The organism is Stenotrophomonas sp. STEN021 (assembly GCF_056760175.1).
Window position 1 is genome coordinate 1 of sequence record NZ_JBRREH010000118.1, and the last position, 12,172, is coordinate 12,172.

Genomic DNA, 12,172 nt, shown 5'->3' on the forward strand with positions numbered 1-12,172 from the left:
CCCCCCCCCCCCCCCCCCCCCCCCCCCGGGGCGGGGGGGTTTTTGGGGGGCGGGGCTCCCCCCGCCAAGCCGGTAGGCCCAAAGCGACCGATACCAAGGGATTGCAGAATTTCTATCAGCGGAAAATTGGCCGACTTCGCGGCTGACGCCGCTCCCACAGGCGTGGGGAGGGGCCGCGTGCCCAGTCTTCGACTTGAGGTTGCTGTGCCAGCAACGCCAGCCCCGCTTTGAGCTAGCATCAGCGCAACCGGGAGCCAGGGACTGCCAAGCATGAAGATCGCCGTAGTGCGCTGTCTGTTGTTGGTCATGTGGCTGCTGTTGGTCACCACGCCTGCGGTGGCGGCGCCCGGCAAGTTGCTGGAAGCCATTCCTGCCGATGGTGCACCTGCCGGCGCCAAGGCCTGGCGCATCCGTTACGAAACCACCGATGTCGATGGCGACCCTGCACAATCTACCGGGGTGTTGATCGCACCTGATGGGCCAGGCCCGGTGCAAGGGCGCGACATCGTGGCATGGGCGCATGGCACGGTAGGCATCGATTCGGCCTGTACCCCTATCCGCACACTGGACCAGATTCCCGGGCTTGCCGACATGCTGGCGCGTGGTTGGGTGGTGGTGGCCAGCGACTACCCGGGGCTGGGGACGCGCGGGCCGCATGCCTATCTGGCCGGCGATGCCACCGCAGCGGCAGTGTTGGATTCAGTGCGTGCTGCTACCGGGTTGGCTGCCGCTGGTGCCAGCCGCAGCTTCGCGGTGTGGGGGCATTCACAGGGCGGGCACGCCGCATTGTTCGTCGCACAGCGGGCGCGCAGCTATGCGCCGGACCTGCAGTTGCAGGGCGTGGTGGCGGTATCACCGCCTACCGATCTGGTGGCGAACATGCAGCATGCCGACGCCACCGTTCGTGGCCTGTTGACGGCGTTTACCGCGCGCAGTTGGTCAAGGGTCTACGGTGCTGATCTGTCCACCATCGCCAACAAGACCACGCAAGGCGTGATCGAGCGCGCTACCAGCGGCTGCGAAGGTGATCCATTCTCCGCCGCTGCGCTGGTCCGCTTGGTTCGGCTGCGTGCGCGGCTGGGCAGTCTGGATCTGAGTCGGCGTGCGCCTTGGGATGGGTTGATGGCGCGCAACTCCATCGGCGCGCTGCCAGCGGGCACCGCGCCGCTGCTGTTGGTGCAGTCCGACGCTGATGGCTTGATCGCCACGCCGGTGACGCAGGCGTTCTTCGAACGGAGCTGCAGGCGCGGTGCGGTTGTAGGCTACCTGCGGCTGCCGGATACCGGTCATGCAACTACTGCCATTGTTTCGGCGGATCAGGCCATCGCCTGGATCGCGGCGCGCTTCAGTGGGCAGCCTGCGGGCAGCGACTGTGGCCTGGCGATGAAGGCCGGTGCTGGCAACGGCTGAAGAACGTACCAGTGTCCCTCGCACGCATGGGTTGAACGGTTTGCCATGGCAGCGTGATATCACGCTGCAGTTTCGATCACGGAGGTGTCGCCATGTCACTGCTGCTTTACGGTCATCCGTTTTCTTCTTACACGCAAAAGGTGCTGATAGCGTTGTATGAGAACGCCATCGCCTTCGAATTCCGCCTGCTCGGGCCGGATGCACCGGAGCAAATAGGCCAATGGCTGCAGCATTGGCCGCTGGGCAAGTTTCCGCTGCTGCTCGATGGCGACCGTAGCGTTGTAGAGACCAGCATCATCATCGAGTACCTGCAACTCACCCACGCTGGACCGGTGCGATTGCTGCCCGAAGATTCGATGCAGGCGCTGGATGTGCGCTTCCATGATCGCTTCTTCGACCTGCATGTCATGAGCCCGGTACAGCACGCGGTGGCCGGTGCGCTGAGCGGTGACGTTGGCAAACGCGATGAAGCGCGGACGTTTGCGACCCAGAAGCTGGAACTTGCCTACGCCTGGTTGGAAAGCCAGCTGCCGGGCCGGCAATGGGCATCGGGTGACCGGTTCTCGATGGCTGACTGCGCAGCAGCACCATCGCTGTTCTACGCCGACTGGACGCACCGCATCAGCGACGACTATCCCTTGCTGCTCGACTATCGCCAGCGGTTGTTGCAACGGCCATCCTTCGCGCGCGCGGTAGATGAAGCACGCGGCTATCGCCATCTGTTCCCGTTGGGTGCACCTGAGCGCGATTGAGCACCTGCGAACGCGTGGGTGCGCGCTCAGGTGTTCATCGCAGCGCGCTGGCTGCCTGGGTCAGCTACCCAGCTTGACCCAGCGCCCACCGTCACGCAGTGATACTTCGAAGCGCGCCCATTGGCGCAGCTCGGCGGCGCTGGCATGGCCGACGTCGCCGATGCCGTCGCCGGCCACCACCGTATACACCAATCGCTCAGGGGAAGGCCCTGACAGCATAGGCGTCACCGATACCCGGCGTACGCTCCAGGCCCGCCCCAGGCGACCGTTGCTGTAGCAGCGACCGGGCTCGATCAGTTCCGGGTGCAAGGCATCGCGCTCGGCGTTCTGCTTGGCCAGCTCCAGCAGCTCGGTGAGGCTCTCGTCGGTGATGTCGACGAAGGAGTTGAGCTGACCGATGGCGGCGTGAAAATCTTCCTGGGTCAGGTCAACATGGCGTTGCGCCGACGGCACGGTCACGGTCTGCTGGCGACGCCGATGCAGATGAACCGGATAGCGGCGCCAGGCGAAGCACGCATTGAATACGACCCCGGCCAACAGGATGGCGGCGACGTTGATCGCTACCGGGGTGAGCAGGTAGTGGTAGCCCAGCGCATGCACATCGCTGCCTCCTATCACTGCGGCAAGCGCGGTGGCGCCGCCGGGTGGGTGGATGCAGCGCAGGTAGTGCATCGCACCGACGGCCAGGCCTACCGCGAGCGCGCCGGTCCAGGACTGCTCAGGGAACATCAGCTGGCAGCTGACGCCAATGAAGGCGGACACGAGGTGACCGGCAATCACCGCCCAAGGCTGCGACAAGGCGCCATGGGGCACGGCAAACACCAATACCGCGCTTGCTCCCATCGAGGCCAACATGATCGCGCCACCGGCATGGTTGAAGCCACCGGGGAAGCACCAATGGGTGATCTGGTAGACCACGCTGATGCCGATCAGCGCTCCCAGCGCGGAAATCCACTTCTCGCCGTGGCTGGTCTGGTTGCGCTCGATGCTCAACCAGCTGCGCAGAGGATGCTGGGGCTTGCTGCTGGACGTCATGGCGGTTGACAGGGAGGGAGATCGCTATTTTGCCGGGTTTCCCACATGCTGCATGAGTCCGGATCGGCTCATTGACCGTTGGCTGATGCGGATTGGTTTGTTTCTCATGCCGAGGATGCATGCGCAGACGAGCTGAACGGGTAGGATGGGAAGAGCTTCTTTCTGTTGTCTGCGTGATGATTCCCGGACCGTTGATCTCGTGGCCGTTCCTGCTGATGGTGTTTGTGTTGCCGCTGCTGGGCGGCCTGGTGGCGCTTGGCCTGCTTGTACGGGCCTGGTATTTCCATCGGCATGGAGAGGGCGGCTGGGGGGCATTCTTCAACTGGAAGGTGCGCCTGGGTGGCGTGTTCGTATTGCTGGTGGCGGCGTGGGTGGGTGTGTTGGTCTACAAGACCGCCCAGTTCAAGCGGGAATTCGCCGTCGAGAGCTGGCAGCGTGGCAGCCGCGCAAAATTCGTGTTGGAACGTGACTTCCAGTATGGCGAGTTCAATGTTCCAAGGGGAACGCTGGTCAATCGCCGCGATGTGTTCGACAACGGTGAGCCGCAGCGGCCACTGGGATTGCGTGGCTTGGATGCGCTGCAGTTCCCAGCACCGGTGCAGCTAGCGGGCATCTGGGTTGATGCATTGGAGATATCCCCCGGGCGCATGCGGCTGACCTCCGATCAACGCATCAGCCCGGTGTATCACGCCGATCCGGAGAGCGGTGACTGGGTGGTCGACCACGCGCGTTCTTTCATCGATTGCCGAGCCGGTGAGACCGCCTGGTTCCACGCACCGTTGATCGACTATGACATCCAGGCCGAGTTCACGACCGGTGAGCCGGATGGTGCGGCGGCACGCTTCAAACCCAGCCAATGGCAGTTCACCCACTGTGAGAACGACGGGGTGCCGATGGAGGTGAAGCCGGCCTTCGCCGAGCCGATGCCGGCCGGCGCAACACGGCAGGTGTTTGCCACGAAAGACTGATCCATCCCAGCAGGGAGGACGGTTTTACGCAGATTTGATGCGTAGCCAAGGCTGTCGCCATCGTTGGTTTATGGGGGCTGGGTGAACAATTCCGCATCGCCGCGCAGCTCGCGCGGCCGCTTTCGGAAAATCCATGAAACGCTCACGCTCTTCGTTGTATTTCGCTGCCCTTGTTGCCCTCACCGCCAGCGCGAATGCGCTGGCCATCGATACCAGCGGCAGCGCTGCCCTGACCAGCGACTATGTCTGGCGCGGCACCACCCAGAGTCAGGGCGATGCCGCTGTGCAGGCTGGTTTCCGTGTAGCTGGCGCTAGTGGTGTGTATGCGGCCGTGTCCGGCTCCAGCGTTGAGTTCGCCCCGGAGACGCACGCCAGCAGCGAGCTGGACTTCATCGTTGGCTGGAACGGCAAGCTGGCCGACGACTGGGCGCTTGATGCCAACCTGCTGCATTACCGTTACCCTGCAACGACGGTCGACCTGAACTGGACCGAGCTCAACACCACGCTGACCTGGAAGGAGAACTACTGGCTGTCGCTGGGCTGGTCGCCGGAAGCGCTGGGCACCAGCCAGGATGGCTTGTACACCCAGGTGGGCGTGCGCGTGCCGCTGTCACCGCAGCTGCGGTTGGAAGCCGCCGCGGGTTGGTACCAGCTGCAGGATGCGGTGGGCGGTGGTTATGCGCACGGCCAATTGAGCGCGATATGGGCGGTGGCAACCCCGTTCGAGCTGCGCCTTAGCGGGCATTTCACCGACCAGCACGCACGTGAGCTGTTCGGGGAGCAGGCCGCCGGCACGCGTTGGGAGGCTGCGGTGCAGGCATCGTTCTGAAGGCTGTCAGCCGAGTGCGATGCCACGCTCTTTGTAGGAGCGGCGTCAGCCGCGATGCAGACATCAACTGGCAGCCCAACCAACTGTGATCTGTTGATCTGCGAGTTTCGCGACTGACGTCGCTCCTGCATCGGGGCGCTCAAGGTTTGTTGGTGGGGGCATGCGCTTCGCTGTTGATGCCGCTTCGACGTGGCTTCCTGCTGCTGGCGAAGCTTAGTGACAGGTGCGTGCACGCGACAACGGCAATGACCATGGCAGCTTCACCGTCGCTGGCCAGGAACGCCATCAGCAAGCCGATGAATCCGAGGATGGAAAGCGCATCGAACAGCAATCGACTGAAGTACCACGCGGAAACCAGGATCAGCAGATACATCGTCGCTGGCAGTGCTGGCGTCCGGGCGATGAAGTAGAGAATGTCCATCCGCGGGATGTCTGGCTGTTGGCTGGGTGACGACGAATTCTAGGTGCGCCGCATGTGCTGGATATGCGCCCAATGTGAAGCGAATTTGAAGTGATGGATGCCGGCGGCCGGCAGCGGAAAAGTGCTGGAAATGGTGGCTTGGCTGCTGTTAGCTTTCGCCATCTGGAACACATTGGCTGGGCGAATCTTGAACTCTTCCGAACGAAGCACGTGGCCGTGCACCGCGCGTAGCGTGTTGTTGCTGATGGTGCTGGCCTTGGCCGCCAGCTGGCTGTGGCGACAGCCCTTCAGCGTGGTCGCCCGCGAAGGCTGGAAGCTCTCACGCCTGCCAGCACCAACTGCGATAGCGGTACCGGTGCAGGGCATCAAGCCGCGGCAGATTGCCGATACCTTCGGCGCGCCACGCGGGCGCGACCGCAGGCACCACGGTGTGGATATCTTCGCCAAGCACGGCACACCGGTTGTCGCTGCTACCCATGGCGTGGTCGCGGCGGTGCGCGACAGCGGCCTGGGCGGGCGCCAGGTGTGGGTGATCGGGCCAGCTGGGCAGCGGCACTACTATGCGCATCTGCAGGATTGGACGCCGGGGCTGGCCTATGGGTACATCGTGCAGGCCGGCGATGTGCTGGGCTTCGTGGGCGACAGCGGCAATGCGCGCGGAACGCCGGCGCATCTGCATTACGGTATCTACGGCGGCGATGGTCCCTTCGACCCGCTGCCGTTGATGCATGCAGGCCAGCCGCGCAAGCGGTAAGGTACGCCCCCTGCAAGCCGCCTTTCCGCGGCGAGAGCTGTACTGAACGATGCTGATTGATCAATTCGACCGTGAACACCTGTGGCACCCCTACAGCGCCCTGGGCGGCCTGGTGCCGGTACTCAAGGTCGCCCGTGCCGATGGCGTGCTGCTGCAGCTGGAGGATGGCACCCGGCTGATCGACGGCATGGCGTCATGGTGGTGCGCGATTCATGGTTACAACCATCCGCAGCTGAACCAGGCCGTGGTTGACCAGCTCGGCCGCATGTCGCATGTGATGTTTGGTGGACTCACCCACGAACCGGCCATCGCGCTGGGCAAGCAGTTGCTGCAGATCGTGCCCGAAGGGCTGGATGCGATTTTCTATGCCGACTCCGGTTCGGTGTCGGTGGAAGTGGCGCTGAAGATGGCGATCCAGTACCAGGCGGCGCGTGGCAAGCCCGGCAAATGCAATATCGCCACCACGCGTTCTGGCTATCACGGCGATACCTGGAATGCGATGTCGGTATGCGACCCGGTCACCGGCATGCATGGATTGTTCGGCAGCTCGCTGCCGACGCGCCGCTTCGTGCCCGCGCCGCAGACGCGCTTCGGCGAGGACTGGGAACCGGCCGATATCGCGCCGCTGCTACAGCTGTTTGCTGAAAGTGCCGATGAGTTGGCTGCCTTCATCATCGAGCCGGTGGTGCAGGGCGCGGGCGGCATGCGCTTCTACCATCCGCAGTACCTGCGCGAGCTCGCACGTTTGTGCCGCGAGCACGATGTATTGCTGATCTGCGATGAAATCGCCACCGGCTTCGGGCGCAGCGGGCGGTTGTTTGCCTGTGAACATGCGGGCGTCAGCCCCGATATCCTGTGCATCGGCAAGGCATTGACCGGCGGCTACATGACGCTCGCCGCAACGCTGTGCACGCGCGAGGTCGCCGATGTGATCGCCAGCGCCGAGCCGGGTGTGTTCATGCATGGCCCGACCTTCATGGCCAATCCGCTGGCCTGCGCGGTGGCGCTGGCCTCGGTGCAGTTGTTGCTGTCGCAGGATTGGCAGGGGGCGGTGGCGGCGATCGAGCGTCGTCTTGAAGAGAGTCTGGCACCTGCGCGCGCCCTGCCGCAGGTGGCCGATGTACGCGTGCTTGGGGCCATCGGCGTGATCGAGTTGAAGGCATCGCTGCGTCTGGAACGCATCCAGCAGCGGATGCTGGACCATGGCATCTGGATCCGGCCGTTCGGGCGGCTGGTCTATGTGATGCCGCCGTATGTAATCGCTGATGCACAGCTGCAGCGGCTGTGCGAGGCCATGGTCGCGCTGGTGGCCAGCCTGCAGGAAGAGGATATGCGCGCATGAGCGGCAAGATTGTGTTTGTCAGTGGCATCGATACCGAGATCGGCAAGACCGTGGTCACCGGTTGGTTGGCGCAACAATGGGCCGCGCAGGGCGGGGATGTGATCACCCAGAAGCTGGTGCAGACCGGCTGCGTGGCCGCCGCCGATGACATCCTGCTGCACCGGCGCATCATGGGCACGGGCTTGTTCGAGGAGGACCGCGACGGCACCACGATGCCGGCGTTGTTTGCCTATCCGGCATCGCCGCATCTGGCCGCCCGTTTGGAGCAGCGTGCGCTGGATCTTTCTGCAATCGAAGCCGCTACGGAGCGCTTGTGCGAGCGCTACGGGACAGTGTTGATCGAAGGCGCCGGTGGCCTGATGGTGCCGCTGACCGAGCAGCTGCTGACGATCGATTACGTCGCGCAGAAGGGCTGGCCGCTGCTGCTGGTGACATCCGGGCGCCTGGGCAGCATCAACCACACCTTGCTGTCGTTGGAGGCGATTGCGGTGCGCGGGATTACCTTGCACGGCGTGGCTTGGAACAGTCGCGATGACAGCAGTGATGAGCTGATCGCGGCAGATAGTCGCGGTTTCATTCGCGACTGGGTGTTGAAGCGGTTCCCGGATGCGGTGTGGTATGACGTGCCGAGGATTGATCTGGGCTGAAACCGTTGGCAATGTGCGCAATGGTGCTGATGGCTGATCGCGTTGATCAGCGCAGGTGCGGGACATGCTGCCGGTGTGTTCCTCGTCGAACGGTTTTTGGGATCATTCCTGCGCACATTGCATCTATCATGAGGCTTCAAGACAGGAAGGAGCCTGACATGACATTTGCTTTTCCCGCATTCCACGAGATGGTGCTTGAACGCGCCCACAGTGTGGAGAGCATCGAGGCTGCAATGCGTCGCAGTGGCTGGAACAGCATCCAGAAAACGCCTTCAGGCGCGAGCTGTGCTGTCTCGTTCAACATATGGTCGTTCGGTGAGAAGGTCGAAGTGACCTGCGATGCATCGCACACCGTGCTGCGCAGCACTTGTGCATGGCCCACCCAATGCCTGGATTGGGGAAAGAACCGGCGGAACTTGGAGATGCTGGCTGCAGCGCTGGGGCCTTGAAGCAGCGATTGCGGCGTTGTCTGTTATTGGATGCGGCGCTGCCGGGCAGATGCAACGTGTTATTGATTGATCTGGGCTGATTGGGGTCCTTGCGAAATGCACCCCTCCCCAGCCCTCCCCTGCGCGTTGCGCAAGGGAGGGAGTTGATCGTGCAGCACTGAGCTGTTGCTTGCGCGCCCTCCCTTTGCCGCAGGCAAGGGGAGGGTTGGGGAGGGGGGCTTCTGCTCCTGCTTAAGCCGCTTGGATCGCTACTTCTTCAACTTGTAGGCCAACACATAATCGCCAGCCTTGGTCCCGGTCGAACCATGGCCGCCGGCCACCAGCAGCACCATCTGCTCGCCCTGGCTGTTGAGGTAGGTCATCGGCGTGGCTTGGCCACCGGCCGGAATACGCACATCCCACAGCACCTTGCCGTTGGCCAGGTCGTAGGCGCGGAAGTTGTCGTCGGTGGCCGCGCTCATGAAGGCCACGCCGGTTGCGGTCAGCATCGGTCCGCCAATACCGGGCACGCCGATGCGGATCGGCAGCGGCACAGGTGAAAGGTCCTGGATGGTGCCGTTGCGATGCTGGTAGGCGATCTTGCCGGTGCGCAGATCGGCGCCGGCAACCGTGCCCCACGGCGGCACCTGGCAGGGCACACCAATGGGCGACATGAAAGGCGTCATTTCCACGGCGTAGTCCGCGCCCTTGTTCTCATTCAAACCATGCTCGCCCTTGTTCATTTCGCGGCCGCTGGTCTCATGCTTGGGTACCAGCTTGGAGACGAAGGCCAGATAGGTTGGCATGCCGAACATCAGCTGCCGCTGCGGGTCTACCGCCACGCTGCCCCAGTTGAAGGTGCCGAAGTTGCCTGGATAGATCAGGCTGCCCTGCAGCGTTGGCGGTGTGTAGCGGCCTTCGTAGCGCAGCTGCCGGAACTGGATGCGGCACAGCATCTGGTCGATCAGGCTGGCACCCCACATATCGGCTTCGCGTAGCGGCTTGGGTTCGAAGCTCAATGCGGATGTAGGTTGCGTGGGGGCGGCAAATTGACCGGGAATATCCACGTACTGCGGCGCGGTGCGTTGGCCGATGGGCAGCAGGGGTTTGCCGTCGCGGCGATCCAGTACGTATATATCGCCCTGTTTGGTCGGCTGCACCAGCGCCGGTACGCGGCCTTGCGGCAGGTCCAGGTCGAGCAGTACCGGTTGCGCCGGAGTATCCATGTCCCATAGATCGTGGTGCACGAACTGCTGCACCCAGCGCACCTGGCCGCTGGCAATATCCAAGGCCACCACCGATGAGGAGTAGGTTTCTTCGGCCGGGCTGCGGTACATGCCGAGCTGGTCGGGGGTGCGGTTGCCCATCGGGAAGTAGGCCAGACCAAGCGCTTCATCGGCACTGGCCACCGACCAGCTGTTCGGCGAACTGGGTGTGTAGACCTGGTTGGGGTTGTTCGGGTCCAGCGGCGCGGTCTGGGTGGGGTTGCCCGAATCCCAGTTCCACAGCAGTTTGCCGCTATGCACGTCGTAGGCACGGATCACGCCGGATGGCGAGTTGATCGCATAGTCGTCGTTGACCGCACCGGCGACGACGACCTTGCCGCCAGCGATCAGTGGCGGCGAGGTGGAATAGTAGTAACCGGCCTGCTTGAACGGCATGTTGTGCAGCAGGTCGAGCACGCCGTTGTTGGCGAAGTCGGTGCAATGCTCGCCGGTATGCGCGTCCAGCGCATGCAGCTTGGCGTCGGCGCTGGGCAGGAACACACGGCTGCTGCAGGTGTGTGTTCCTGCCGGTGTGTCTGTCGCTGCTGCGGTGGAGTTGTTGGCGGCTTCGGTGTGATACGACAGCCCACGGCAGGTCTGGTGTTGGCGCTGTGGCTCCATGCCGGCACCCGGATCAAACTTCCACAGCACCTTGCCGTTGTCCGCATCCAGTGCGAACGCCAGGCTGTGTGGCGTGCACAGGTACAGCGTGTTGCCGATCTTCAACGGGGTGACTTCGTAGGTGGTCTCGCCCACGTCCTGCGGCAGGCGCACATCGCCGGTCCGCATCTGCCAGGCCAGCTGCAGCTGGCCGACATTGGCCGGGGTGATCTGGGTCAGCGGCGAATAGCGCTGGCCGTAGCCGCTGCGGCCGTAGGCCTGCCATTCGCCTTCCGGCTGCGCGGTGTCACCCAGCGCCGGGTTGGCGTTGACGATCTCCATCGGCAGGCGGCCATCGATCTCATGCAGATGCCGCGGGATGCTGGCGAAGGCAACCGCCGCCACGCCCAACGAGGCCAGCAGCACCGGCCAGCCGGCCGGGCCGGTGTAGCCGCGTGGGCTGGAACGGCGTGAGGCAGGCAAGGCCATCAGCAGGCCGAGCAGGGCCGGCACGCCAAGGCGGGTGGCCAGCGGCCACCAGTACAGGCCGGCTTCCCACAACGACCAGCCCAGCAGCACCAGCAACCAGCCGGCATACAGCCAGGTCGGCCAGCGCCGGTGTCGCCACAGGCCCCAGGCCACGGCCAGCAGCAGCAGGCCGCTGAGCAGGTAGAACGGGCTACCCTGCAAGGCAAGCAACCATGCGCCGCCCATCGCCAGGGCCAGCCCGAACAGTGTCGTCAACAACAGGGTCAGAACACGCATGGCGTCCCCGCAGCATCCAGAAGTTACGGCCATGCTGCGCCACGGCATGTCTGCATGGCGTCACGCGCGTTCTTAACATTCACGCCGTAGAATCAGGGCCTTGCCGACCAAGGACTGAGCATGAGCATTCTGGACTTCATCAGAAAGGAACTGATCGAGATCATCGAGTGGACCGATGACTCGCGTGACACGCTGTCCTACCGCTGGCCGGATGATGACCGCCAGATCAAGAACGGCGCGCAGCTGATCGTGCGCGAGTCGCAGATGGTGCAGTTCGTCGCCGCCGGCCAGTACGCCGATCTGTTCGGCCCCGGCAAGCACACGCTGAGCACGCAGAACATCCCGGTGTTGTCGACCATCCTGGGCTGGAAATACGGTTTTGAATCGCCGTTCAAGTGCGATGTCTACTACCTCAATACGCGTCTGTTCACCGGCAACAAGTGGGGTACCTCCAATCCGGTGATGATGCGCGACGCCGATTTCGGCGTGGTCCGCCTGCGCGCGTTCGGTACCTACGATTTCCGCATCGTCGACCCGCCGAAGTTCCTCAAGGAAGTGGCCGGTACCGACCAGAATTTCCGCTTGGATGAATTTGCCGACACCATGCGCTCGCGCATCGTCAGCGTCTTCACCGAGGCGCTGGCCAAGGCCGGCGTGCCGGCGCTGGATGTGGCCTCGCGCTACTCCGAGCTGGGCGAAGCCTTGCTGCCGATCATCAACCCGGCGATGACCGACAAGTACGGCATCGAGATCACCAGCTTCATCCTGGAAAACGTATCGGTGCCGCCGGAAGTGGAGCAGGCCATCGACAAGCGTTCCAGCATGGGCGTGATCGGCAACCTCAAGGGTTCACCCCCGTTTTCACGGACACTTACGAGAAGGCCGATCAAGGCCATGAGGAGTGTTCATGTCGAAGCGAAGGAAGTTCAGCACCGAGTTCAAGCGCGGTGCGGTTG

12 protein-coding genes are annotated in these 12,172 nt (G+C 63.5%); 9 read left to right on the forward strand and 3 right to left on the reverse strand.

The window, feature by feature from the left end; translation table 11 throughout:
- Window positions 1–270 precede the first annotated feature (270 nt).
- The gene (locus tag ACVOL0_RS18985; protein ID WP_481550404.1) at window positions 271–1,410 is read left to right on the forward strand and encodes an alpha/beta fold hydrolase; all 1,140 of its coding nucleotides are present in this window, start codon (window positions 271–273) and stop codon (window positions 1,408–1,410) included.
- Window positions 1,411–1,502: 92 nt separating this feature from the next.
- A complete protein-coding gene (locus tag ACVOL0_RS18990) occupies window positions 1,503–2,162 on the forward strand; it encodes a glutathione S-transferase family protein (protein WP_481550405.1) in 660 nt (219 codons plus the stop codon).
- Between the two features lie 60 nt (window positions 2,163–2,222).
- Here the strand turns inward: ACVOL0_RS18990 and ACVOL0_RS18995 are convergent, their stop codons facing one another.
- Window positions 2,223–3,197: an HPP family protein gene (locus ACVOL0_RS18995; protein ID WP_481550406.1), complete on the reverse strand. Its 975-nt coding sequence runs from the start codon at window positions 3,195–3,197 to the stop codon at window positions 2,223–2,225.
- A 173-nt stretch (window positions 3,198–3,370) separates the two neighbouring features.
- On the opposite strand from ACVOL0_RS18995, the gene ACVOL0_RS19000 reads away from it, so the two are divergent.
- Both ACVOL0_RS19000 and ACVOL0_RS19005 read left to right on the forward strand, forming a co-directional pair.
- Window positions 3,371–4,165, forward strand: coding sequence for a hypothetical protein (locus ACVOL0_RS19000; protein WP_481550407.1), 795 nt, complete (start codon window positions 3,371–3,373; stop codon window positions 4,163–4,165).
- A gap of 133 nt (window positions 4,166–4,298) precedes the next feature.
- Window positions 4,299–4,994 carry a TorF family putative porin gene (locus ACVOL0_RS19005; RefSeq protein WP_481550408.1) on the forward strand — a complete coding sequence of 232 codons (696 nt, stop codon included), beginning with the start codon at window positions 4,299–4,301 and terminating at the stop codon, window positions 4,992–4,994.
- A gap of 139 nt (window positions 4,995–5,133) precedes the next feature.
- Here the strand turns inward: ACVOL0_RS19005 and ACVOL0_RS19010 are convergent, their stop codons facing one another.
- Complete coding sequence (locus ACVOL0_RS19010; RefSeq protein ID WP_481550409.1) at window positions 5,134–5,415, reverse strand: hypothetical protein; 282 nt, start codon at window positions 5,413–5,415, stop codon at window positions 5,134–5,136.
- A gap of 244 nt (window positions 5,416–5,659) precedes the next feature.
- Between ACVOL0_RS19010 and ACVOL0_RS19015 the strand changes: the two genes are divergently transcribed.
- From ACVOL0_RS19015 to ACVOL0_RS19030, 4 genes are all read left to right on the forward strand, one after another.
- Complete coding sequence (locus ACVOL0_RS19015) at window positions 5,660–6,169, forward strand: M23 family metallopeptidase (RefSeq protein WP_481550415.1); 510 nt, start codon at window positions 5,660–5,662, stop codon at window positions 6,167–6,169.
- A gap of 49 nt (window positions 6,170–6,218) precedes the next feature.
- Window positions 6,219–7,511 carry an adenosylmethionine--8-amino-7-oxononanoate transaminase gene (bioA, locus tag ACVOL0_RS19020; RefSeq protein ID WP_481550410.1) on the forward strand — a complete coding sequence of 431 codons (1,293 nt, stop codon included), beginning with the start codon at window positions 6,219–6,221 and terminating at the stop codon, window positions 7,509–7,511.
- Window positions 7,508–8,158 (forward strand): dethiobiotin synthase, encoded by a 651-nt coding sequence (bioD, locus tag ACVOL0_RS19025; protein WP_481550411.1) that lies wholly within the window; start codon window positions 7,508–7,510, stop codon window positions 8,156–8,158. Before bioA ends, bioD begins: the two co-directional genes overlap by 4 nt.
- A 158-nt stretch (window positions 8,159–8,316) precedes the next feature.
- A complete protein-coding gene (locus tag ACVOL0_RS19030) occupies window positions 8,317–8,607 on the forward strand; it encodes a hypothetical protein (protein WP_481550412.1) in 291 nt (96 codons plus the stop codon).
- A 248-nt stretch (window positions 8,608–8,855) separates the two neighbouring features.
- Here the strand turns inward: ACVOL0_RS19030 and ACVOL0_RS19035 are convergent, their stop codons facing one another.
- Window positions 8,856–11,216 carry a membrane-bound PQQ-dependent dehydrogenase, glucose/quinate/shikimate family gene (locus ACVOL0_RS19035; protein WP_481550413.1) on the reverse strand — a complete coding sequence of 787 codons (2,361 nt, stop codon included), beginning with the start codon at window positions 11,214–11,216 and terminating at the stop codon, window positions 8,856–8,858.
- A gap of 120 nt (window positions 11,217–11,336) precedes the next feature.
- Here ACVOL0_RS19035 and ACVOL0_RS19040 point away from each other — a divergent pair.
- The coding region (locus ACVOL0_RS19040) for an SPFH domain-containing protein (RefSeq protein ID WP_481550414.1) at window positions 11,337–12,172 on the forward strand (836 nt) is incomplete at its 3' end.

What these genes read in the sequence shown, in the direction of transcription:
- ACVOL0_RS19005 (WP_481550408.1), top strand. Translation starts at nt 4,299, where the DNA reads ATGAAACGCTCACGCTCTTCGTTGTATTTCGCTGCCCTTGTTGCCCTC.
- ACVOL0_RS18995 (WP_481550406.1), bottom strand. Translation starts at nt 3,197, where the DNA reads ATGACGTCCAGCAGCAAGCCCCAGCATCCTCTGCGCAGCTGGTTGAGC.
- bioD (WP_481550411.1), top strand. Translation starts at nt 7,508, where the DNA reads ATGAGCGGCAAGATTGTGTTTGTCAGTGGCATCGATACCGAGATCGGC.
- ACVOL0_RS19035 (WP_481550413.1), bottom strand. Translation starts at nt 11,216, where the DNA reads ATGCGTGTTCTGACCCTGTTGTTGACGACACTGTTCGGGCTGGCCCTG.
- ACVOL0_RS19010 (WP_481550409.1), bottom strand. Translation starts at nt 5,415, where the DNA reads ATGGACATTCTCTACTTCATCGCCCGGACGCCAGCACTGCCAGCGACG.
- ACVOL0_RS19015 (WP_481550415.1), top strand. Translation starts at nt 5,660, where the DNA reads ATGGTGCTGGCCTTGGCCGCCAGCTGGCTGTGGCGACAGCCCTTCAGC.
- ACVOL0_RS19030 (WP_481550412.1), top strand. Translation starts at nt 8,317, where the DNA reads ATGACATTTGCTTTTCCCGCATTCCACGAGATGGTGCTTGAACGCGCC.
- ACVOL0_RS18985 (WP_481550404.1), top strand. Translation starts at nt 271, where the DNA reads ATGAAGATCGCCGTAGTGCGCTGTCTGTTGTTGGTCATGTGGCTGCTG.
- ACVOL0_RS18990 (WP_481550405.1), top strand. Translation starts at nt 1,503, where the DNA reads ATGTCACTGCTGCTTTACGGTCATCCGTTTTCTTCTTACACGCAAAAG.
- bioA (WP_481550410.1), top strand. Translation starts at nt 6,219, where the DNA reads ATGCTGATTGATCAATTCGACCGTGAACACCTGTGGCACCCCTACAGC.